General features: G+C 64.5%; 6 protein-coding genes and 1 pseudogene. All 7 read left to right on the top strand.

Features of this window, described 5'->3' with window-relative positions:
* Window positions 1-49: 49 nt before the first annotated feature.
* Window positions 50-3,247 (top strand): amino acid adenylation domain-containing protein, encoded by a 3,198-nt coding sequence (locus ISN39_RS32960; RefSeq protein WP_194732165.1) that lies wholly within the window; start codon window positions 50-52, stop codon window positions 3,245-3,247.
* Entirely contained in the window at window positions 3,205-6,501 is a 3,297-nt protein-coding gene (locus tag ISN39_RS32955; RefSeq protein ID WP_194732164.1) for a non-ribosomal peptide synthetase, read from the top strand. Before ISN39_RS32960 ends, ISN39_RS32955 begins: the two co-directional genes overlap by 43 nt.
* Window positions 6,389-9,694 (top strand): amino acid adenylation domain-containing protein, encoded by a 3,306-nt coding sequence (locus ISN39_RS37145; RefSeq protein ID WP_246763557.1) that lies wholly within the window; start codon window positions 6,389-6,391, stop codon window positions 9,692-9,694. The genes ISN39_RS32955 and ISN39_RS37145 overlap by 113 nt, the downstream gene beginning before the upstream one ends.
* A complete protein-coding gene (locus ISN39_RS37140; RefSeq protein ID WP_246763556.1) occupies window positions 9,652-11,424 on the top strand; it encodes a condensation domain-containing protein in 1,773 nt (590 codons plus the stop codon). The genes ISN39_RS37145 and ISN39_RS37140 overlap by 43 nt, the downstream gene beginning before the upstream one ends.
* Entirely contained in the window at window positions 11,339-20,653 is a 9,315-nt protein-coding gene (locus tag ISN39_RS32950) for a non-ribosomal peptide synthetase (RefSeq protein WP_246763555.1), read from the top strand. The genes ISN39_RS37140 and ISN39_RS32950 overlap by 86 nt, the downstream gene beginning before the upstream one ends.
* 226 nt (window positions 20,654-20,879) lie before the next feature.
* Window positions 20,880-23,840: an amino acid adenylation domain-containing protein gene (locus tag ISN39_RS32945; RefSeq protein WP_194732163.1), complete on the top strand. Its 2,961-nt coding sequence runs from the start codon at window positions 20,880-20,882 to the stop codon at window positions 23,838-23,840.
* A gap of 100 nt (window positions 23,841-23,940) precedes the next feature.
* A pseudogene (locus tag ISN39_RS32940) lies at window positions 23,941-24,266 on the top strand (IS21 family transposase); the annotation flags it as partial.
* Window positions 24,267-24,398: the final 132 nt, after the last annotated feature.

The raw sequence follows: 24,398 nt of genomic DNA, 5'->3' as shown, positions 1-24,398 counted from the left end.
TTTTGAACCAGATGGGCAGCGCCCTGCAGCCCCTTCAAGATGCTCGAGCGTGTTCATTGGCAGTGGTACGCTCGCTGTCAGGTGCACTGCGCTCGCAATCGAGATGGGCCACGCCGTTCGCGCGGTGCTATCTGCCGACACGATATTCGCCGATTGGGCGGCTCGCGCCAACATCTCGGTTGTAGCCAGTGTCGAAGAGCTCTCGACGTTGCTTGCCACCGAGCCGGTGGAGTGGATTTTTTCCGTAGCCAATCCGTTCCTATTGCCGGCCGATGTGTTCGGACGAGCCCGTCAAGGCGCTTTCAACTATCACGACGGAACGCGATATGCGGGGACGCATGCGACGTCCTGGGCGCTGCTGGCACAAGAGAGCGAACATGCGATCACCTGGCATCGGATCGATGACGGTGTTGATACTGGTGAGGTGGCGATTCAGCGCCAGGTGTTGGTGACGCCGGCCGACACGGCGCTGAGCTTGAACCTCAAATGTTACGAAGCGGCCGTCGAGGGTTTCCGCGCGCTTTTAACCGGCTTGGCGGCGGGCGAGCTCAGTACCCGTCCGCAGGCATTGGAAGACAGAAGCTATTTTCCGAGACATCGGCGCCCGGATGCGGCCGGCTGTCTGCGATGGCATCGCTCCGCGCAAGACTTGTCGGCGATGACGCGTGCCTTGGACTTTGGGCCGTATCATCCCAATCCATTGTGTCTGCCCAAGGTTCTCGCAGGGGATGGTTTTATCCCGGTGAGGCGCCTTGAGACGTTAGCGCGACGCTCGGGCCTTCCGGCCGGTTGCCTGCTCGAGATCCAGCCCAGCCACTGGCGCGTGGCGACGGGGAGTGAGGATGTCGATGTATGCTTTGGCAGCCTGGACGGTCAGGCTCTGGACGCGCGAGCGCTGGCAATGCAGGTCGATCTGGACGTAGGCGATCGCCTTCCGGTTTTGAGCGATGACCAGGCGCGCAGCCTGACGGCTGCACATGAGGAGATAGCGCCTTCAGAGGATTTTTGGCGACAGCGGCTTGAGCAGTTTAAAACAGTGGTGCCTCCTTTCCTGTCCGCGTCGGAAACGGAGACACCCCCCAGATGGCAGACAAGTGTGTGGTCCATTCCAGATGCTTTGGCTGCGCTGTCCGCCATTGACCGGGCGGAGCACCTGGCAATTGCGTGTTTGATCTATCTGGCCCGCGTTACTGGCGAATCGGAGCTGCAACTGGGGTGGAGGCCGGCGCCAAACGGATCGCAAGCTGGTTGGAACGCGCTGGAGGCGCTGATCGCTTCTGTCGTGCCGATGGAGGTTGCCATTGATCTTGCACATGGTTTTGAAGACCTGCGCAAAGTGGTGGCGGCGGAATTCGCTCGGTTGACCGAGCACGCGAGCTTTGCGCGCGATCTTGTCGGACGCTGCCCGTCCCTCAAGGGGACGGAGGCGTTGCGGTCGCAACGGCCCTGGCCGATCGGCCTGACGATTACCACAAACAGCTATTCTGCTGCTGATCTGCCTTCGAGCCCCGGTTCAGAGACCGTTCCTTGCGGTGATTTGCTGACATTCGAGATTTGCGCTCTGGATGGGAGCTTCCGCTGGCATTTTGACGCCAATCGATTGGCGCCGGAGCAGATCGATCGCATGACGCAGCATCTGCAAAACTTGGTGTCAGGTGTGATGGCCGATGCCGACCAGCCGGTCGGCCGCATCGACATTCTTCCGGCCGAGGAGCGGACCTATCTTTTGGAGGAGCTGAACCGGACGGCGGCCGATTATCCGTCGGATCTGTGCATCCACGCGCTGTTCGAGGCGCAGGTGCAAAAGGCGCCCGACGCGGTGGCGGTGGTCCACGAGGACGAGCGTCTGAGCTATGGCGAGCTCAATCAGCGCGCCAACCGGCTGGCCCATCATCTGATCGGGCTCGGCGTCAAGCCGGACGAGCGCATTGCGATCTGCGTCGAGCGCAGCCCGGCGATGGTGGTGGGGGTGCTGGCGATCCTCAAGGCCGGCGGCGCCTATCTGCCGCTCGATCCCAGCTATCCCTCCGGCCGGCTGCGGCAGGTGCTCGCCGATGCCGCGCCGCGGCTGCTGCTGTGCGATGCGGCCGGCCGCAAAGCGCTCGGCGCCGAGGCGATCGCAAGCCTGAGCGTGGTCGATCTCTCGAACGGCGAGCATCCCTGGGCCGACCAGCCCGCAGACGATCCCGACCCGCATGCCCTCAGCCTCACCCCCAGCCATCTCGCCTACGTGATCTATACCTCCGGTTCCACCGGAACGCCAAAGGGCGTCATGGTCGAGCATCGCGGACTGGTCAATTATCTGTCCTGGGCCCGCGAGGCTTACACGCCCATATCCTCCTCCGTCGTCTCCTCTTCGCTCGCCTTCGATGCTACCATTACCAGTCTGTTTGCGCCTCTAATCTGTGGTGGGTATGAACATCTCATATCCGAGGGAAAGGAAACCGAGGACCTTAAGGTAGAGCTAGTCTTAGGCCGCAGGCTGGTCAAAATCACTCCCAGTCATCTGGATGTTCTTGGGCAGCAACTGCAGTCGGCTGGAGATGCCAGTCAAGTGGAGCTGTTCGTCATTGGCGGCGAGGCATTGTCGTCTTCGACGGTCGAGCGCTGGCGTCAGATCCAGCCGGCTGCCAGAATGGTCAACGAGTATGGCCCGACGGAAGCGGTTGTCGGTTGTGCTTTCCATGACATCCCCGCAGACCTCTCCGCATCGACAAATGTGCCGATCGGGCGTCCGATATCGAACACGCGGCTTTATGTGCTTGACGACCATGGTCAGCCGGTTCCGTTCGGGGCTGTGGGCGAGCTCTATATCGGCGGTGCAGGCGTTGCGCGTGGCTACCTCAACCGACCGGATCTGACGGCGGAGCGGTTTATCGCCAGTGCCTTTGTCGAGGGCGATCGTCTCTATCGGACCGGCGACCTGGCGCGCTACCTGCCGGACGGCAATCTGGAGTTCCTGGGCCGCAACGACGAGCAGGTGAAGATCCGCGGCTTCCGCATCGAGCCGGGCGAGATCGCCGCGCGGCTGCTGGAGCACAAGCTAGTCGCCGAGGCGGCCGTGGTGGCGCGCGCGGATGTGACCGGCGACAAGCGGCTTGTCGCCTATGTGGTTGCGAAGACGACGGACGGGCCGGACGACGGCGATGGCGCCGAGCTCGCCGCCGCGTTGGCGCCCATCTCGGTGGCCTGCTGCCCGACTACATGGTGCCGGCCGCCTTCGTGCGGCTATCGGCGCTGCCGCTGACGGTAAACGGCAAGCTCGACCGCAAGGCGTTGCCGGCGCCGGAGGACGACGCCTATGCGCGTCGGAGCTACGAGGCGCCGCAAGGCGAGGTCGAGACGGCGCTGGCAGGGATCTGGGCCGAGCTGCTCGGCATCGAGCGGGTCGGCCGTCACGACAATTTCTTCGAACTCGGCGGACATTCCTTGCTGGCGGTGCAGCTGATGGAGCGGCTGCGGCGGCAGTCGCTCGGGGTCGAGGTGCGCACCCTGTTCGCCAGGCCGGTGCTTTGCGATCTCGCCGCCAGCCTCGGCAGCCATCACGAGGTGGCGGTGCCGGCCAACCTGATCACCGAGAAGAGTACGGCGATCGCGCCAGAGATGCTGCCGCTGATCGATCTGACCCAGGAGGAGATCGACCGGATCGTCGCCACGGTGCCAGGCGGGGTCGGCAACATCCAGGATATCTATGGCCTGTCGCCGCTGCAGGACGGCATTCTGTTCCACCATCTGCTGGCAACCGAGGGCGATCCCTATCTGCTCGTCAGTCAGATGGCCTTTGCCGATCGGGGTGTGCTCGAGCGCTACCTTGCGGCGGTTCAACAGGTGGTCGACCGCCACGACATCCTGCGCACCGCCTTTGCCTGGGAGGGCCTGTCGAGCCCGGCCCAGGTGGTCTGGCGCAAGGCGGCGCTGGATGTGAGCGAGGTCGAGCTCGACGAAGATGGCGGTCCCGGTCATGAGCAGCTGAGGCGGCGGTTCGATCCGCGTCAGCATCGCATCGACCTTGGCCGGGCGCCGCTGTTGCGCTTCGTGATTGCGCGTGAGCCGGGCGGCGGGCGCTGGCTGCTGTTGGAGCTGCAGCACCATCTGATCGGCGATCACACGACGGCCGAAGTGATGCATGCCGAGGTGCGGGCCGTGCTGGAAGGGCGCGGGCCTGAGCTGGCCGCGCCGCAGCCGTTCCGCAATCTGATCGCGCAAGCCCGTCTCGGAGTTTCGTCCGAAGCGCATGAAGCGTTCTTCCGGGAGATGCTGGCCGGCATCGACGAGCCGACGCTGCCGTTCGGGCTGAGCGAGGTCTACGGCGACGGCCGCGGATCCCGCGAGGCACATCGGACGCTGCCGCAGGCACTCAACGACCGGCTGCGGGCCCAGGCGCGGCGGCTGGGTGTGAGCCTGGCGAGCCTGTGCCATCTGGCCTGGGGCCAGGTGGTGGCGCAAAGCAGCGGCCGCGAGCAGGTGGTGTTCGGCACGGTGCTGTTCGGTCGCATGCATGCGGGTGCCGGCGCCGACCGTGCCATGGGATTGTTTATGAATACCCTGCCGTTGCGACTGGATCTGGACGGGAGCGGGGTTGAGAAAAGTGTGCGTATCGCCCACGCCCGTCTGGCCGAACTGCTGGCGCACGAGCATGCCTCGCTGGCATTGGCGCAACGCTGCAGCGGGGTTGCCGCGCCGGCGCCACTGTTCAGTGCGCTGCTGAACTACCGTCACAACACGCCGGCGGCCGGCTCGACAACCGATGATGATCTGTCGAGCATGGAATGGCTGGGGAGCGAGGAACGCACCAACTATCCCGTGACGCTGTCGGTGGACGATTTTGGTCAGGAGCTGGGGCTCACGGCGGACGCGGTCGAGCCGATCTCCCCCGATCGGATCTGCGGTTACATGCAGCGCGCGCTCGAGCAGCTGGCGGAGGCATTGGAGCAGGCGCCGAATACGCCGGTGCGAGAGCTCGACATCCTGCCGGCTGACGAGCGCAGCTACCTGCTTGAGGAGCTGAACCGGACGGAAGCGGACTATCCGTCGGACCTGTGCATCCATGAGCTGTTCGAGGCGCAGGTGCAAAAGGCGCCCGACGCGGTGGCGCTGGTCTTCGAAGAGCAGTCGATCTGCTATGGCGAACTGAACGCCCAGGCCAACCGGCTGGCCCATCATCTGATCGCGCTTGGGGTCAGGCCGGACCAGTCGGTGGCGATCTGCGTCGAGCGCAGCCCGGCGATGGTGGTGGGGGTCTTGGCGATCCTCAAGGCCGGCGGCGCCTATGTGCCGCTCGACCGAGCCTATCCGTCCGGCCGTCTGCGGCAGGTGCTCGACGATGCCGCCCCGCGGCTGCTGCTTTGCGATGCGGCCGGCCGCAAAGCCTTCGGCCCAGACGCGATCGGTGACCTAAAGGCGATCGATCTCGATGCGGCTACTTCTGCCTGGGCGGAACTGCCGGCGTCGGATCCCGACCCGCATGCCCTCGGTCTGACCCCCAGCCATCTCGCCTATGTCATCTACACCTCCGGTTCCACCGGAACGCCAAAGGGCGTCATGGTCGAGCATCAGAACTTAGTCAATCTTATATCATGGCATGTGCAAACGTTTTGTCCGCAACCAGAAACGTGCTGCGCGCTCACGGCTGGATCAGCGTTCGATGCCAGCACCTGGGAAGTATGGTCCGCATTATGCAATCGTAGCACATTGCTGCTCCCGCCCGGAGCATCGGCAGAAGAGCCTCTTCGTCTGCTGCAATGGTGGCGTGATCAGGCGTTGGACGCTGCCTTTTTGACCACCCCGCTGGCGGCGATCGCATTGGAAGACAAGTTGGTAAATCCAAAATTGGGATACCTGCTGATCGGCGGTGACCGTCTCCAGCGTGTTCCTTCCCGGCTACCGCCTCCTCTCAAGTTGATAAACAACTATGGCCCTACGGAAGCCACCGTCGTGGCAACGTCGGGACAGCTTCTCAGTGACAACACTGTGCCGCATATCGGCCGTCCGATAGCGAACACGCGGATCTATCTGCTGGACGCTCATGGTCAGCCGGTTCCGTTCGGGACGGTGGGCGAGCTCTATATCGGCGGTGCAGGCGTTGCGCGTGGCTACCTCAACCGACCGGATCTGACGGCGGAGCGGTTTATCGCCAGTGCCTTTGTCGAGGGCGATCGTCTCTATCGGACCGGCGACCTGGCGCGCTACCTGCCGGACGGCAATCTCGAGTTCCTGGGCCGCAACGACGAGCAGGTGAAGATCCGCGGCTTCCGCATCGAGCCGGGCGAGATCGCCGCGCGGCTCTGCGAGCATGAACGGGTGCGCGATGCGGTGGTGGTGGCGCACGAGGATGGCGCCGGCGACAAGCGGCTCGTCGCCTATGTGGTTGCGAAGACGGCGGACGGGTTTGACGAAGCCGATGCGCCGGGCTTGCTGCGTCGTTGCGGGCCCATCTCAGTGGCCTGCTGCCGGACTACATGGTGCCGTCGGCCTTCGTGCGGCTGGAAGCACTGCCGCTGACGGTAAACGGCAAGCTCGACCGCAAGGGCTTCCGGCTCCGGAGGGCGATGCTTATGCGCGCACCGTCTATGAGGCGCCGCAGGGCGCGGTCGAGACGCTGCTGGCCGGGATCTGGCAAGAGCTGCTCGGCCTCGAGCGGATCGGCCGCCACGACAACTTCTTCGAACTTGGCGGCCACTCATTGCTGGCGGTGCGCCTGCTTGCCCGGCTGACAGAGGCCTTGGCAGTGGAGCTGCCGCTGGCGACCCTGTTCGCCAGGCCGACATTGGCCGATTTGGCGCTAAGTGTTGGCGAAGTGCTGAACGGTTCTGGTGCGCAGGCAGCACCGGCCATTATGCCAGTTGGACGTGATGGTGCGCTTGCGCTGTCCTATTCGCAGCAGCGTCTTTGGTTTTTGGCGCAGCTCGACGAGGGCAGCACCAACTATCACATCCCGCTGGCCTTGCGGCTGCGGGGAGCGCTCGACCGCGTCGCCTGGCAGCGCAGCCTTGACCGTTTGTTTGCCCGTCATGAGGCGCTGCGCAGTGTCTTTGTCGCACCGGAGGGCAAGCCCCGGGTCGAGCTGCTGCCGGCCGATGCCGGCCTGCCGGTGACAGAGCACGATCTGCACGGGCTGCCGGATGCGGATGCCGTGCTTTCCGAGCTGTGCGATGAAGAGATGCACTCGCCGTTCGACCTGGCGCGCGGGCCGCTGATCCGCGGCCGGCTGATCCGGCTGGCGGCTGACGACCACGTCTTCCTGCTGACCCAGCATCATATCGTCTCGGACGGCTGGTCGATGGGCGTGCTGGTGCGTGAACTCAGTCAGCTTTACCGGGCGTTCGAGGCTGGAGAGGACGATCCTTTGCCGCCGCTGGCGATCCAGTACCCGGATTATGCCGCCTGGCAACGCCAATGGCTGTCGGGGGAACGGCTGCAGAGCCAGGCGCAGTATTGGCGCGACACCCTGGCCGGCGCTCCGGCCCGTCTTGCCTTGCCGACGGACCGGCCGCGGCCGGCCCAGCAGTCGTTTGCCGGGGCCAGTGTGCCTGTTGTCATCGATCAGGACCTGACGCGCGGGCTGAAGCGGCTGAGCCGGCAGCATGGCACGACCTTGTTCATGACGGTGCTGGCGGCCTGGGCGGCGGTGCTGTCGCGTCTGTCGGGTCAGGACGACCTTGTGATCGGCGTGCCGAGCGCCAATCGCGGCCGGCGCGAGATCGAAGAGTTGATCGGCTTCTTCGTCAACACCCTGGCGCTTCGGGTCGACCTGTCCGGCGAGCCTGATGTGTCGGAGCTTCTGGAACGGACGCGGCGCACGGCGCTCGCCGCACAGGAGCATCAGGATCTGCCATTCGAGCAGGTGGTCGAGATCGTCCAGCCGCCGCGGGCTCTTGATCACACGCCGTTGTTCCAGGTGATGTTGGCCTGGCAGAACAATGCCGTCGAGACCTTCGATCTTCCCGGATTGAGCGTGAAGGCCGTGGGGGAGGGGCTCGACCAGGTCAAGTTCGATCTCGAACTGAGCCTTGGAGAGCAGGGCGAGGTCATCGCCGGGACTCTGGGTTATGCGACGGCGCTGTTCGATCAAGCGACGATCGAGCGGCAGCGTGGTTATCTGCTGGCGCTGCTGCGGGCGATGGTTGCCGATGCCGAGCAGCCGGTCGGCCAGATCGACATCCTGCCGGCCGAGGAGCGCAGCTACCTGCTGGAGGAGCTGAACCGGACGGACGCGGACTATCCGTCGGAGCGGTGCGTCCATGAGCTGTTCGAGGCGCAGGTGCAAAAGGCGCCCGACGCGGTGGCGGTGGTCCACGAGGACGAGCGTCTGAGCTATGGCGAGCTCAATCAGCGCGCCAACCGGCTGGCACATCATCTGATCGCCCTCGGGGTCAAGCCGGACCAGCCGGTGGCGATCTGCCTGGAGAGCAGCACGGCGATGGTGGTGGGGCTGCTGGCGATCCTCAAGGCGGGCGGCGCCTATCTGCCGCTCGATCCGGCCTATCCGAGCCCGCGGCTCAACCAGGTGCTCGCCGATGCCGCCCCCAAGCTGCTGCTTGCCGATGCCGCCGGCCGCGAAGCGCTCGGCGCCGAGGCGATCGCCGATCTCAGCGTGATTGATCTCGACGCGGCCACCCCGGCCTGGGCGGAACTGCCGGCGTCGGATCTCGACCCGCGCGCGCTCGGGCTCACCTCCCGCCATCTCGCCTATGTCATCTACACCTCGGGCTCCACCGGAGCACCCAAGGGCGTCATGGTCGAGCATCGGGGATTGGTGAACCTGGGCTTGGCGCAGATCGGGCTTTTTGGCGTCGGTTCAAATAGCCGGGTCGTGCAATTCGCCTCATTCGGTTTTGATGCGAGTGCTTGGGAACTTATGATGGCGTTTGGCTCCGGCGCCGAATTGCATTTGCCTGCGGACGAGCGCCGCCAAGCGAGTGCCGAACTATCGGATTACCTGCGAAGCCACGCTATCACCCATGCGACGTTACCTCCAGCCTTGCTTCAGGCAAGCAGGAATGTGGAATATTTGGCGTCGCAAGCTCTCATTCTTGCTGGAGAGTTGCCGAAGGCCGAACTCATCCGACGTTTAGCTCCAGCCTCTGTTATCAACGCCTACGGCCCGACCGAAGCAACAGTTTGCGCCACGGTTTGGACTTGCCCGGCTGACTTTGATGGGGCGATCGTGCCGATCGGGCGTCCGATATCGAACACGCGGCTTTATGTGCTTGACGACCATGGTCAGCCGGTGCCGTTCGGGGCTGTGGGCGAGCTCTATATCGGCGGTGCAGGCGTTGCGCGTGGCTACCTCAACCGACCGGATCTGACGGCGGAGCGGTTTATCGCCAGTGCCTTTGTCGAGGGCGATCGTCTCTATCGGACCGGCGACCTGGCGCGCTACCTGCCGGACGGCAATCTGGAGTTCCTGGGCCGCAACGACGAGCAGGTGAAGATCCGCGGCTTCCGCATCGAGCCGGGCGAGATCGCCGCGCGGCTGCTGGAGCACAAGCTAGTCGCCGAGGCGGCCGTGGTGGCGCGCGCGGATGTGACCGGCGACAAGCGGCTTGTCGCCTATGTGGTTGCGAAGACGACGGACGGGCCGGACGACGGCGATGGCGCCGAGCTCGCCGCCGCGTTGCCGCCCATCTCGGTGGCCTGCTGCCCGACTACATGGTGCCGGCCGCCTTCGTGCGGCTATCGGCGCTGCCGCTGACGGTAAACGGCAAGCTCGACCGCAAGGCGTTGCCGGCGCCGGAGGACGACGCCTATGCGCGTCGGAGCTACGAGGCGCCGCAAGGCGAGGTCGAGACGGCGCTGGCAGGGATCTGGGCCGAGCTGCTCGGCATCGAGCGGGTCGGCCGTCACGACAATTTCTTCGAACTCGGCGGACATTCCTTGCTGGCGGTGCAGCTGATGGAGCGGCTGCGGCGGCAGTCGCTCGGGGTCGAGGTGCGCACCCTGTTCGCCAGGCCGGTGCTTTGCGATCTCGCCGCCAGCCTCGGCAGCCATCACGAGGTGGCGGTGCCGGCCAACCTGATCACCGAGAAGAGTACGGCGATCGCGCCAGAGATGCTGCCGCTGATCGATCTGACCCAGGAGGAGATCGACCGGATCGTCGCCACGGTGCCAGGCGGGGTCGGCAACATCCAGGATATCTATGGCCTGTCGCCGCTGCAGGACGGCATTCTGTTCCACCATCTGCTGGCAACCGAGGGCGATCCCTATCTGCTCGTCAGTCAGATGGCCTTTGCCGATCGGGGTGTGCTCGAGCGCTACCTTGCGGCGGTTCAACAGGTGGTCGACCGCCACGACATCCTGCGCACCGCCTTTGCCTGGGAGGGCCTGTCGAGCCCGGCCCAGGTGGTCTGGCGCAAGGCGGCGCTGGATGTGAGCGAGGTCGAGCTCGACGAAGATGGCGGTCCCGGTCATGAGCAGCTGAGGCGGCGGTTCGATCCGCGTCAGCATCGCATCGACCTTGGCCGGGCGCCGCTGTTGCGCTTCGTGATTGCGCGTGAGCCGGGCGGCGGGCGCTGGCTGCTGTTGGAGCTGCAGCACCATCTGATCGGCGATCACACGACGGCCGAAGTGATGCATGCCGAGGTGCGGGCCGTGCTGGAAGGGCGCGGGCCTGAGCTGGCCGCGCCGCAGCCGTTCCGCAATCTGATCGCGCAAGCCCGTCTCGGAGTTTCGTCCGAAGCGCATGAAGCGTTCTTCCGGGAGATGCTGGCCGGCATCGACGAGCCGACGCTGCCGTTCGGGCTGAGCGAGGTCTACGGCGACGGCCGCGGATCCCGCGAGGCACATCGGACGCTGCCGCAGGCACTCAACGACCGGCTGCGGGCCCAGGCGCGGCGGCTGGGTGTGAGCCTGGCGAGCCTGTGCCATCTGGCCTGGGGCCAGGTGGTGGCGCAAAGCAGCGGCCGCGAGCAGGTGGTGTTCGGCACGGTGCTGTTCGGTCGCATGCATGCGGGTGCCGGCGCCGACCGTGCCATGGGATTGTTTATGAATACCCTGCCGTTGCGACTGGATCTGGACGGGAGCGGGGTTGAGAAAAGTGTGCGTATCGCCCACGCCCGTCTGGCCGAACTGCTGGCGCACGAGCATGCCTCGCTGGCATTGGCGCAACGCTGCAGCGGGGTTGCCGCGCCGGCGCCACTGTTCAGTGCGCTGCTGAACTACCGTCACAACACGCCGGCGGCCGGCTCGACAACCGATGATGATCTGTCGAGCATGGAATGGCTGGGGAGCGAGGAACGCACCAACTATCCCGTGACGCTGTCGGTGGACGATTTTGGTCAGGAGCTGGGGCTCACGGCGGACGCGGTCGAGCCGATCCCCCGATCGGATCTGCGGTTACATGCAGCGCGCGCTCGAGCAGCTGGCGGAGGCATTGGAGCAGGCGCCGAATACGCCGGTGCGAGAGCTCGACATCCTGCCGGCTGACGAGCGCAGCTACCTGCTTGAGGAGCTGAACCGGACGGAAGCGGACTATCCGTCGGACCTGTGCATCCATGAGCTGTTCGAGGCGCAGGTGCAAAAGGCGCCCGACGCGGTGGCGCTGGTCTTCGAAGAGCAGTCGATCTGCTATGGCGAACTGAACGCCCAGGCCAACCGGCTGGCCCATCATCTGATCGCGCTTGGGGTCAGGCCGGACCAGTCGGTGGCGATCTGCGTCGAGCGCAGCCCGGCGATGGTGGTGGGGGTCTTGGCGATCCTCAAGGCCGGCGGCGCCTATGTGCCGCTCGACCGAGCCTATCCGTCCGGCCGTCTGCGGCAGGTGCTCGACGATGCCGCCCCGCGGCTGCTGCTTTGCGATGCGGCCGGCCGCAAAGCCCTCGGCCCAGACGCGATCGGTGACCTAAAGGCGATCGATCTCGATGCGGCTACTTCTGCCTGGGCGGAACTGCCGGCGTCGGATCCCGACCCGCATGCCCTCGGTCTGACCCCCAGCCATCTCGCCTATGTCATCTACACCTCCGGTTCCACCGGAACGCCAAAGGGCGTCATGGTCGAGCATGCGAGTGTTCTCAATCTTCTACACGCTTTTTTGGATGTATCCGGCCTCACAGCGCAGGATTCACTCCTCGCGATCACGACGATCTCTTTCGACATTGCGGGGCTGGAACTCTATCTTCCACTGGCCGTGGGAGCTAACGTCGTCCTTGCTCACGGGAGCAATGCTGTTGGATTGGAGCAGCATCTATCGCATCAGAAGATAACGGTGATGCAGGCGACCCCGGCATCGTGGCGTATGCTCTTCGACGCCGGCTGGGAGGGTGCGCCCGATTTACGCGCGTTGTGCGGCGGCGAAGCGTTGCCTGCAGATCTGGCCTCGAACCTCGGCGGAAGGGTAAAATCTCTCAGGAATCTCTATGGTCCGACGGAGACTACAATTTGGTCGACCACCTTCCTTGCCGACACGGGGATTGAGGCGCCTTGCCGGAATGTCCCGATCGGACGTCCGATATCGAACACGCGGGTGTACCTGCTGGACGCTCATGGCCAGCCGGTGCCGTTCGGGGCGGAGGGCGAGCTCTATATCGGCGGTGCAGGCGTTGCGCGTGGCTACCTCAACCGACCGGATCTGACGGCGGAGCGGTTTATCGCCAGTGCCTTTGTCGAGGGCGATCGTCTCTATCGGACCGGCGACCTGGCGCGCTACCTGCCGGACGGCAATCTCGAGTTCCTGGGCCGCAACGACGAGCAGGTGAAGATCCGCGGCTTCCGCATCGAGCCGGGCGAGATCGCCGCGCGGCTCTGCGAGCATGAACGGGTGCGCGATGCGGTGGTGGTGGCGCACGAGGATGGCGCCGGCGACAAGCGGCTCGTCGCCTATGTGGTTGCGAAGACGGCGGACGGGTTTGACGAAGCCGATGGCGCCGGGCTTGCTGCGTCGTTGCGGGCCCATCTCAGTGGCCTGCTGCCGGACTACATGGTGCCGTCGGCCTTCGTGCGGCTGGAAGCACTGCCGCTGACGGTAAACGGCAAGCTCGACCGCAAGGGGCTTCCGGCTCCGGAGGGCGATGCTTATGCGCGCACCGTCTATGAGGCGCCGCAGGGCGCGGTCGAGACGCTGCTGGCCGGGATCTGGCAAGAGCTGCTCGGCCTCGAGCGGATCGGCCGCCACGACAACTTCTTCGAACTTGGCGGCCACTCATTGCTGGCGGTGCGCCTGCTTGCCCGGCTGACAGAGGCCTTGGCAGTGGAGCTGCCGCTGGCGACCCTGTTCGCCAGGCCGACATTGGCCGATTTGGCGCTAAGTGTTGGCGAAGTGCTGAACGGTTCTGGTGCGCAGGCAGCACCGGCCATTATGCCAGTTGGACGTGATGGTGCGCTTGCGCTGTCCTATTCGCAGCAGCGTCTTTGGTTTTTGGCGCAGCTCGACGAGGGCAGCACCAACTATCACATCCCGCTGGCCTTGCGGCTGCGGGGAGCGCTCGACCGCGTCGCCTGGCAGCGCAGCCTTGACCGTTTGTTTGCCCGTCATGAGGCGCTGCGCAGTGTCTTTGTCGCACCGGAGGGCAAGCCCCGGGTCGAGCTGCTGCCGGCCGATGCCGGCCTGCCGGTGACAGAGCACGATCTGCACGGGCTGCCGGATGCGGATGCCGTGCTTTCCGAGCTGTGCGATGAAGAGATGCACTCGCCGTTCGACCTGGCGCGCGGGCCGCTGATCCGCGGGCGGCTGATCCGGCTGGCGGCTGACGACCACGTCTTCCTGCTGACCCAGCATCATATCGTCTCGGACGGCTGGTCGATGGGCGTGCTGATGCGTGAACTCAGTCAGCTTTACCGGGCGTTTGCGGCTGGAGAGGACGATCCTTTGCCGCCGCTGGCGATCCAGTACCCGGATTATGCCGCCTGGCAACGCCAATGGCTGTCGGGGGAACGGCTGCAGAGCCAGGCGCAGTATTGGCGCGACACCCTGGCAAACGCTCCGGCCCGTCTTGCCTTGCCGACGGACCGTGCGCGTCCGGCCCAGCAGTCGTTTGCCGGGGCCAGTGTGCCTGTTGTCATCGATGCGGACCTGACGCGCGGGCTGAAGCGGCTGAGCCGGCAGCATGGCACGACCTTGTTCATGACGGTGCTGGCGGCCTGGGCGGCGGTGCTGTCGCGTCTGTCGGGTCAGGACGACCTTGTGATCGGCGTGCCGAGCGCCAATCGCGGCCGGGGCGAGATCGAAGAGTTGATCGGCTTCTTCGTCAACACCCTGGCGCTTCGGGTCGACCTGTCCGGCGAGCCTGATGTGTCGGAGCTTCTGGAACGGACGCGGCGCACGGCGCTCGCCGCACAGGAGCATCAGGACCTGCCGTTCGAGCAGGTGGTGGAGATCGTCCAGCCGCCCCGGCATCTCGATCACACGCCGCTGTTCCAGGTGATGTTGGCCTGGCAGAACAACGCCGTCGGGTCGTTCGACCTTGCCGGGCTGAGCGTGGAGGCGGCCGGGGACGGGCTCGATCAGGTCAAGTTCGATCTGGAACTGAGCCTTGGCGAGTGCGATGAGGTCATAGCCGGAACGTTTGGTTATGCGACGGCGCTGTTCGATCAGGCGACGATCGAGCGGCAGCGTGGTTATCTGCTGGCGTTGCTGCGAGCGATGGTTGCTGATGCCGGGCAGCCGGTCGGTCGCATCGAGCTGCTGTCATCCGACGAGCGGACCTATCTGCTGGAGGATCTAAACCGGACGGCGGCCGATTATCCGTCGGATCTTTGCATCCATGAACTGTTCGAAGCGCAGGTGCAGCGTGCGCCCGATGCCGTCGCGCTGGTCTTCGAAGAGCAGTCGATCTCCTATGGCGCGCTCAACGCCCAGGCCAACCGGCTGGCCCATCATCTGATCGGGCTCGGGGTCAAGCCCGGTGATAGCCTTGCAACAATGCTGGACCGCTCCGTCTCTCTTGTGGTGGCGCAGCTGGCGATCTTGAAGGCTGGGGGAGTGTATGTGCCGATCGATCGCGCTCTTCCGTCTGCGCGACAAGAATGGCTGATTGCCGATTGTGCTGCACGCTTGGTGCTTAGCGAGAGTGACGATGGGGATTTGGTCGAGGCGACGATCCCTGTTTTGCCCATTGAGCCGCTGATGGCTGGAACCGGAGCCAGTGCCGATCTTGGCATCGCATTGAGCGCCGACGCTGCCGCTTACGTGATGTACACGTCTGGCTCAACTGGCCTTCCGAAGGGAGTTGTTGTGCCTCATCGTGCCGTCAACCGGCTCGTGATCAGCAATGGATATGCGAAGATCGATGCCGGAGATCGTGTGGCATGGGCGGGTAATCCTGCCTTTGATGCCAGCACATTTGAAGTCTGGGCGCCGCTGCTTAACGGTGGTTGCATTGTTGCAATGGATTCCAGCACAGTCTTAGATGCAGCAAGCTTTTCCAAAGCGCTCGAACGTCAGAAAGTGACATCCCTGTTTCTAACAACGGCGTTATTCAACGAGTATACGTCATCGATTGCCCCAACGTTAGCACAACTTAAATACCTCCTGTGTGGAGGAGAGCGGAATGCCTCCCCCGCCTTCCTAAAGTTGCTGAGAGAACAAGGTCCTGTACGTCTCATTCACTGCTATGGTCCGACTGAAACGACGACCTTTGCGGCTACCTACACCGTAGGTCCGATGCAGGAGAAAGCTCTCGGTGTCCCGATCGGCCGTCCGATTGCCAACACGCGGGTGTATCTGCTGGACGGTCATGGTGCGCCCGTGCCGTTCGGGGCGGCGGGTGAGCTTTATGTCGGCGGGGCGGGGGTGGCGCGCGGCTATCTCAACCGGCCGGAGCTGACGGCCGAGCGGTTCATCGCCAGCCCCTTTGTGGCGGGCGACCGGCTGTACCGGACCGGCGACCTGGCCCGCTACCTGCCGGACGGCAATCTGGAGTTTCTGGGCCGCAACGACGAGCAGGTGAAGATCCGCGGCTTCCGCATCGAGCCGGGCGAGATCGCCGCCCGGCTTTGCGAGCACGCGCTTGTGCGTGACGCCGTCGTGGTGGCGCGAGAGGATGGCGCCGGCGGCAAACGGCTGATCGCCTATGTGGTTGCGGCGGCGGAGCAAGCCGGCGAGGCCGAGAAGTCCGACCTTGCCGGTGCCTTGCGCGCCCATCTGAGTGCCTGCCTGCCCGACTACATGGTGCCGTCGGCCTTCGTGCGGCTATCGGCACTGCCGCTGACGCCGAACGGCAAGCTCGACCGCAAGGCGCTGCCTGTTCCGGAGGACGATGCCTATGCGCGCCGGACCTATGAGGCGCCGCAGGGCGCGGTCGAGACGGCGCTGGCGGCGATCTGGGAAGAGCTTCTCGGGATCGAGCGGGTCGGCCGCCACGACCACTTCTTCGAACTCGGCGGCCATTCGCTGCTCGCGGTGCAGCTGATGAGCCGGCTGCCGCAGGCTCTCGGTGTCGAGATGCCGCTGACGACGCTGTTCGCCAGGCCGACATTGGCCGATTTGGCGCTAAGTGTTGGCGAAGTGCTGAACGGTTCTGGTGCGCAGGCAGCACCGGCCATCATGCCAGTCGGACGTGATGGTGCGCTTCCGCTTTCCTATTCGCAGCAGCGTCTCTGGTTCTTGTCACAGTTGGACGCGGAGAGCACCAACTATCACATGCCGCTGGCCCTGCGGCTGCGGGGAGTGCTCGACCGCGTCGCCTGGCAGCGCAGCCTTGACCGTCTGTTTGCCCGTCACGAGGGGCTGCGCAGTGTCTTTGTCGCGCCGGAGGGCCGGCCCCGGGTCGAGCTGCTGCCGGCCGATGCCGGGCTGCCGGTGACAGTGCACGATCTGCACGGGCTGCCGGATGCCGAGGCCGTGCTTTCCGAGCTGTGCGATGAAGAGATGCACTCGCCGTTCGACCTGGCGCGCGGGCCGCTGATCCGCGGCCGGCTGATCCGGCTGGCGGAGGACGAACACGTCTTCCTGCTGACCCAGCATCATATCGTCTCCGACGGCTGGTCGATGGGCGTGCTGGTGCGGGAGCTCAGTCAGCTTTACCGGGCGTTCGAGGCTGGAGAGGACGATCCCTTGCCGCCGCTGGCGATCCAGTATCCGGATTATGCCGCCTGGCAACGCCAATGGCTGTCGGGGGAACGGCTGCAGAGCCAGGCGCAGTATTGGCGCAACGCCTTGGCAAACGCTCCGGCCCGTCTTGCCTTGCCGACGGACCGTGCGCGTCCGGCCCAGCAGTCGTTTGCCGGGGCCAGTGTGCCTGTTGTCATCGATCAGGACCTGACGCGGGGGCTGAAGCGGCTAAGCCGGCAGCATGGCACGACCTTGTTCATGACGGTGCTGGCGGCCTGGGCGGCGGTGCTGTCGCGTCTGTCGGGGCAGGACGACATGTCAGTGCTGTCGAGTGTGCCGACCGCCAATCGTGGCCGGCGCGAGATCGAAGAATTGATTGGCTTCTTCGTCAACACCCTGGCGCTTCGGGTCGACCTGTCGGGCGAGCCTGATGTGTCGCAGCTTCTGGAACGGACGCGGCGCACGGCCCTGGCTGCGCAGGAGCATCAGGACCTGCCGTTCGAGCAGGTGGTGGAGATCGTCAAGCCGCCCCGGCATCTCGATCACACGCCGCTGTTCCAGGTGATGTTGGCCTGGCAGAACAACACCGTCGGGTCGTTCGACCTTGCCGGGCTGAGCGTGGAGGCGGCCGGGGAGGGGCTCGATCAGGTCAAGTTCGATCTGGAGCTGAGCCTTGGCGAGCATGGCGAGGAGATCGCCGGAACGTTCGGCTATGCCACGGCGCTGTTCGATCAAGCGACCATCGAGCGGCAGCGTGGTTATCTGCTGGCGTTGCTGCGGGCGATGGCTGCCGATGCAGGGCAGCCGGTCGGTCGCATCGAGCTGCTGTCATCCGACGAGCGGACCTATCTGCTGGAGGAGCTGAACCGGACGGAAGCGGCCTATCCGTCGGAGCGGTGCATCCATGAACTGTTCGAAGCACAGGTGCAGCGTGCGCCGGAGGCGGTGGCGGTGGTCCATGAGGACGAGCGTCTGAGCTATGGCGAGCTCAATCAGCGCGCCAACCGGCTGGCGCATCATCTGATCGGGCTCGGGGTCAGGCCGGACCAGCCGGTGGCGATCTGCCTGGAGCGCAGCCCGGCGATGGTGGTGGGGCTGCTGGCGATCCTCAAGGCGGGCGGCGCCTATGTTCCGCTGGACCCGGCCTATCCGTGCGCGCGGCTGCGGCAGGTGCTCGAGGATGCCGCACCGCACCTGCTGCTGTGCGATGCGGCCGGCCGCAAAGCGCTCGGCGCCGAGGCGATCGCAAGCCTGAGCGTGGTCGATCTCTCGAACGGCGAGCATCCCTGGGCCGACCAGCCCGCAGACGATCCCGACCCGCATGCCCTCAGCCTCACCCCCAGCCATCTCGCCTACGTGATCTATACCTCCGGTTCCACCGGAACGCCAAAGGGCGTCATGGTCGAGCATCGCGGACTGGTCAATTATCTGTCCTGGGCCCGCGAGGCTTACACGCCCATATCCTCCTCCGTCGTCTCCTCTTCGCTCGCCTTCGATGCTACCATTACCAGTCTGTTTGCGCCTCTAATCTGTGGTGGGTATGAACATCTCATATCCGAGGGAAAGGAAACCGAGGACCTTAAGGTAGAGCTAGTCTTAGGCCGCAGGCTGGTCAAAATCACTCCCAGTCATCTGGATGTTCTTGGGCAGCAACTGCAGTCGGCTGGAGATGCCAGTCAAGTGGAGCTGTTCGTCATTGGCGGCGAGGCATTGTCGTCTTCGACGGTCGAGCGCTGGCGTCAGATCCAGCCGGCTGCCAGAATGGTCAACGAGTATGGCCCGACGGAAGCGGTTGTCGGTTGTGCTTTCCATGACATCCCCGCAGACCTCTCCGCATCGACAAATGTGCCGATCGGGCGTCCGATATCGAACACGCGGCTTTATGTGCTTGACGACCATGGTCAGCCGGTTCCGTTCGGGGCTGTGGGCGAGCTCTATATCGGCGGTGCAGGCGTTGCGCGTGGCTACCTCAACCGACCGGATCTGACGGCGGAGCGGTTTATCGCCAGTGCCTTTGTCGAGGGCGATCGTCTCTATCGGACCGGCGACCTGGCGCGCTACCTGCCGGACGGCAATCTGGAGTTCCTGGGCCGCAACGACGAGCAGGTGAAGATCCGCGGCTTCCGCATCGAGCCGGGCGAGATCGCCGCGCGGCTGCTGGAGCACAAGCTAGTCGCCGAGGCGGCCGTGGTGGCGCGCGCGGATGTGACCGGCGACAAGCGGCTTGTCGCCTATGTGGTTGCGAAGACGACGGACGGGCCGGACGACGGCGATGGCGCCGAGCTCGCCGCCGCGTTGCGCGCCCATCTCGGTGGCCTGCTGCCCGACTACATGGTGCCGGCCGCCTTCGTGCGGCTATCGGCGCTGCCGCTGACGGTAAACGGCAAGCTCGACCGCAAGGCGTTGCCGGCGCCGGAGGACGACGCCTATGCGCGTCGGAGCTACGAGGCGCCGCAAGGCGAGGTCGAGACGGCGCTGGCAGGGATCTGGGCCGAGCTGCTCGGCATCGAGCGGGTCGGCCGTCACGACAATTTCTTCGAACTCGGCGGACATTCCTTGCTGGCGGTGCAGCTGATGGAGCGGCTGCGGCGGCAGTCGCTCGGGGTCGAGGTGCGCACCCTGTTCGCCAGGCCGGTGCTTTGCGATCTCGCCGCCAGCCTCGGCAGCCATCACGAGGTGGCGGTGCCGGCCAACCTGATCACCGAGAAGAGTACGGCGATCGCGCCAGAGATGCTGCCGCTGATCGATCTGACCCAGGAGGAGATCGACCGGATCGTCGCCACGGTGCCAGGCGGGGTCGGCAACATCCAGGATATCTATGGCCTGTCGCCGCTGCAGGACGGCATTCTGTTCCACCATCTGCTGGCAACCGAGGGCGATCCCTATCTGCTCGTCAGTCAGATGGCCTTTGCCGATCGGGGTGTGCTCGAGCGCTACCTTGCGGCGGTTCAACAGGTGGTCGACCGCCACGACATCCTGCGCACCGCCTTTGCCTGGGAGGGCCTGTCGAGCCCGGCCCAGGTGGTCTGGCGCAAGGCGGCGCTGGATGTGAGCGAGGTCGAGCTCGACGAAGATGGCGGTCCCGGTCATGAGCAGCTGAGGCGGCGGTTCGATCCGCGTCAGCATCGCATCGACCTTGGCCGGGCGCCGCTGTTGCGCTTCGTGATTGCGCGTGAGCCGGGCGGCGGGCGCTGGCTGCTGTTGGAGCTGCAGCACCATCTGATCGGCGATCACACGACGGCCGAAGTGATGCATGCCGAGGTGCGGGCCGTGCTGGAAGGGCGCGGGCCTGAGCTGGCCGCGCCGCAGCCGTTCCGCAATCTGATCGCGCAAGCCCGTCTCGGAGTTTCGTCCGAAGCGCATGAAGCGTTCTTCCGGGAGATGCTGGCCGGCATCGACGAGCCGACGCTGCCGTTCGGGCTGAGCGAGGTCTACGGCGACGGCCGCGGATCCCGCGAGGCACATCGGACGCTGCCGCAGGCACTCAACGACCGGCTGCGGGCCCAGGCGCGGCGGCTGGGTGTGAGCCTGGCGAGCCTGTGCCATCTGGCCTGGGGCCAGGTGGTGGCGCAAAGCAGCGGCCGCGAGCAGGTGGTGTTCGGCACGGTGCTGTTCGTCGTCGCATGCATGCGGGTGCCGGCGCCGACCGTGCCATGGGATTGTTTATGAATACCCTGCCGTTGCGACTGGATCTGGACGGGAGCGGGGTTGAGAAAAGTGTGCGTATCGCCCACGCCCGTCTGGCCGAACTGCTGGCGCACGAGCATGCCTCGCTGGCATTGGCGCAACGCTGCAGCGGGGTTGCCGCGCCGGCGCCACTGTTCAGTGCGCTGCTGAACTACCGTCACAACACGCGCCGGCGGCCGGCTCGACAACCGATGATGATCTGTCGAGCATGGAATGGCTGGGGAGCGAGGAACGCACCAACTATCCCGTGACGCTGTCGGTGGACGATTTTGGTCAGGAGCTGGGGCTCACGGCGGACGCGGTCGAGCCGATCTCCCCCGATCGGATCTGCGGTTACATGCAGCGCGCGCTCGAGCAGCTGGCGGAGGCATTGGAGCAGGCGCCGAATACGCCGGTGCGAGAGCTCGACATCCTGCCGGCTGACGAGCGCAGCTACCTGCTTGAGGAGCTGAACCGGACGGAAGCGGACTATCCGTCGGACCTGTGCATCCATGAGCTGTTCGAGGCGCAGGTGCAAAAGGCGCCCGACGCGGTGGCGCTGGTCTTCGAAGAGCAGTCGATCTGCTATGGCGAACTGAACGCCCAGGCCAACCGGGCCCATCATCTGATCGCGCTTGGGGTCAGGCCGGACCAGTCGGTGGCGATCTGCGTCGAGCGCAGCCCGGCGATGGTGGTGGGGGTCTTGGCGATCCTCAAGGCCGGCGGCGCCTATGTGCCGCTCGACCGAGCCTATCCGTCCGGCCGTCTGCGGCAGGTGCTCGACGATGCCGCCCCGCGGCTGCTGCTTTGCGATGCGGCCGGCCGCAAAGCCCTCGGCCCAGACGCGATCGGTGACCTAAAGGCGATCGATCTCGATGCGGCTACTTCTGCCTGGGCGGAACTGCCGGCGTCGGATCCCGACCCGCATGCCCTCGGTCTGACCCCCAGCCATCTCGCCTATGTCATCTACACCTCCGGTTCCACCGGAACGCCAAAGGGCGTCATGGTCGAGCATCGGGGATTGGTGAACTATTTGCACTGGGCCTGTGGGGCCTACGCGCCCAGGTCCTCCTCGGTAGTCTCCTCGTCCTTGGCCTTCGATTCCGTACTTACCAGCCTTTTTGTGCCTTTGTTGTGTGGTGGCCATGCACAGCTTGTCAGGGAGGGAGACGAGGTCGAGGGGGTGAAGGAAAGGATCCGCTCGCACTGCGGGGTCATCGACATCACGCCGAGCCATTTGGACGCGCTTGGCCAACAGATGCTGGCGGACTCTACCGCCAGCGAGGTTGGCCTGTTTATCATCGGCGGTGAAGCGCTGTTCGGTTCGACAGTCGAGCTGTGGCGCAGAGTCCAGCCTGCGGCCAGAATGATGAATGAGTACGGCCCCACCGAAACGATCGTCGGCTGTCTGTTCTATGAGGTTCCGGCAGCGCCAGCTGTATCCGCGAACGTCCCGATCGGCCGTCCGATCGCGAACACGCGGGTGTATGTGCTTGACGCTCATGGTCAGCCTGTGCCGTTCGGGGCGGTGGGCGAGCTCTATATCGGCGGGGCGGGGGTGGCGCGCGGCTATCTCAACCGGCCGGAGCTGACGGCCGAGCGGTTCCTGGCCGATCCGTTCAATGATGAGCCCGGGGCGCGGATGTACCGGACCGGTGACCTTGGGCGTTATCTGCCGGACGGCAATCTGGAGTTCCTGGGCCGCAACGACGAGCAGGTGAAGATCCGCGGCTTCCGCATCGAGCCGGGCGAGATCGCCGCCCGGCTGCTGGAGCACAAGCTAGTCGCCGAGGCGGTGGTGGTGGCGCGCGCCGATCGCGCCGGCGACAAGCGGCTCGTCGCCTATGTGGTTGCGAAGACGGCGGACGGGTCGCACGAGGCCGATGGCGTGGAGCTTGCCGCAGCGTTGCGGACCCATCTCGGTGGCCTGCTGCCGGACTACATGGTGCCGGCCGCCTTCGTGCGCCTGGAAGCACTGCCGCTGATGCCGAACGGCAAGCTCGACCGCAAGGCGCTGCCTGTTCCCGACGACGATGCCTATGCGCGCACCGTCTATGAGGCACCGCAGGGCGCGGTCGAGACGGCGCTGGCGGCGATCTGGCAAGAGCTGCTCGGCCTCGAGCGCATCGGCCGCCACGACAACTTCTTCGAACTCGGCGGCCACTCGCTGCTGGCAGTACAGCTTCTCAGTCGAGCGCTATCACTTGACCTCAGGTTTGACGCCGCTGATCTCTTTCAAGCTCCTGTCTTGCACGAACTCGCGTCGAAGATTGATGTACAGCGGCACCGCAATACATCTCGAGTGCTTTCCATTCGTGCTACGGGATCGCAGCCGCCGCTCTTCTTTGTTCCTTCGGGTTCAGGAGATTGTTCCTATGCCCTTAGCTTGGCAAGGGAAATGGACGCATCCTGTCCCGTCTATGCTCTGCCATGGCCGCCTTTCGATGAAATTCGTCCCCTAACTCTTGAACACATAGCCGCCAAGGTAATCCTGGCGATCAAAGAAATCCAGCCGCAAGGTCCGTATCGCCTTGCTGGATACTCTTCAGGCGGAATTTTGGCTTACGCAATTGCCCAGCGCCTACTATATCTCGACGAGGCTATATCATTCATGGGTTTCATTGATGTTGCGCTATCCTCAAATCCATCGAGCATACGACCCTTAGAAGTGGTGGGAGAAGCGGTGCTGCAATCCCTTGATGTCGTGGACCATGACGTCCTCGAACTCGAGGACCACCTTGCACAACAAAATTCAATCGCTCAATTGCTCAAGAAGGGACAGCAACTTGGAGCGCTGCACGCGTATCGCGATATTCAAAGCGAAGCTTTGATGTATAAAAGGATCGACCAGTTCCAACAAGTGGTGCAATCGTATCGAGTTCCGTCCCTGCCAATCGAAATACATCAGTTTTATGCCACCGAGCCGCTCATCAACCTTCGTGCAGGAACTGAAGAAAATATGGATGGTCAAGAGGCAAGCTCGCGCATGCTAGGTTGGCAACATATCATAGCTGCGGCGTGTGTTCATGCCACACCGATCCCAGGCAACCATATGACGATGATGAGCGTTCCGGAAAATCGCCGAGTTCTGGCCCGACGGCTCTCAACTGCCTTAAACCGGTCACCTGAGAGCGGCGGTGCAAAAACCTGCCACGGTAGCGGCGGAATAGTCCGGCCGCGGGCGGAGTAAAATCCGGCCACCTATTTCCTTGCTGCATTGAACGCAGGAGGGACAGGGGATCTACACCGTGGAACTTTGTCTGAAGGTTCGGCTGGCTGTTTCGGAAGGAATGAGCCGTCGTCAGGCTGCAAAGCATTTCAACATATCGCGCGACAGTGTCGCCAAGATTATTCTGTTCCGCCCGGCTATCAGCGCCGGTCACCTGTGCGGCGGCCGAAGCTGGATGCGTTTGTGTCAACCATCGATCAGTGGCTCGATGAGGATGTGAAGGTGCCGCGCAAGCAGCGCCATACGGCCAAGCGGGTGTTCGACCGGCTCCGTGACGAGTGCGGGTTCACCGGCGGCTACACGATCATCAAGGATTACACGCGCGAGCGGGAACAACGCCGCCAGGAGGTGTTCGTGCCACTGCCGCATCCGCCGGGCCATGCGCAGTGTCGTTTTGCAGTTAATCGTGAGACTCTGCCTGCAAGCATTTCAACGAGATAGCACGGCACACTATTTGGATCGAGCAGTAAATTTGAGATTTCAGTTCGTGATTTGGCACCTAATTTGATATTTTGCCAC

The organism is Rhizobium sp. 007, from assembly GCF_015353075.1.
Taxonomy (GTDB): domain Bacteria; phylum Pseudomonadota; class Alphaproteobacteria; order Rhizobiales; family Rhizobiaceae; genus Rhizobium.
This window is presented reverse-complemented; position numbering and strand designations above follow the sequence as displayed.

What these genes read in the sequence shown, in the direction of transcription:
- ISN39_RS32955 (WP_194732164.1), top strand. Translation starts at nt 3,205, where the DNA reads ATGGTGCCGGCCGCCTTCGTGCGGCTATCGGCGCTGCCGCTGACGGTA.
- ISN39_RS37140 (WP_246763556.1), top strand. Translation starts at nt 9,652, where the DNA reads ATGGTGCCGGCCGCCTTCGTGCGGCTATCGGCGCTGCCGCTGACGGTA.
- ISN39_RS32950 (WP_246763555.1), top strand. Translation starts at nt 11,339, where the DNA reads ATGCAGCGCGCGCTCGAGCAGCTGGCGGAGGCATTGGAGCAGGCGCCG.
- ISN39_RS32945 (WP_194732163.1), top strand. Translation starts at nt 20,880, where the DNA reads ATGGAATGGCTGGGGAGCGAGGAACGCACCAACTATCCCGTGACGCTG.